The sequence below is a fragment of the Pseudoduganella danionis genome (genome assembly GCF_009720775.1).
Classification (GTDB): domain Bacteria; phylum Pseudomonadota; class Gammaproteobacteria; order Burkholderiales; family Burkholderiaceae_D; genus Rugamonas; species Rugamonas danionis.
On sequence record NZ_WNKW01000036.1, the window covers coordinates 1 to 372 of the forward strand.

The 372-nt window shown below is 41.9% G+C and carries 1 tRNA gene; it reads left to right on the forward strand.

What is annotated here, in order from left to right:
* Positions 1–47 precede the first annotated feature (47 nt).
* Positions 48–123 (forward strand) — tRNA-Ala (locus GM655_RS22595).
* The last annotated feature ends 249 nt before the right edge of the window (positions 124–372 follow it).

The window sequence follows — 372 nt, forward strand, 5'->3', positions numbered from 1 at the left end:
CAGTCCTATAGTGAGGTATCAGACTAAAGTCTGACACCTGACATAAAGGGGGATTAGCTCAGCTGGGAGAGCACCTGCTTTGCAAGCAGGGGGTCGTCGGTTCGATCCCGTCATCCTCCACCAAAAGCTCAAATGTAAAGGTAGACCTTTAGATTTGATCTTTTAGAGATCAAGTGCTGTATGTTCTTTAACAATCTGGAAGAAGTAAGTAAATTTTTATTGATCGTTTTACGGTAAAACGTGGAACGATGGGTAATGATTGTATGTATCAACAAACGCATTAACGTAGTACTTCTTATTCCTATAAACGCTTCCTGTTAGTCGCAGGAGCTAACGTTATAGGGACAAGTGAATAAGTGCACATGGCGGATG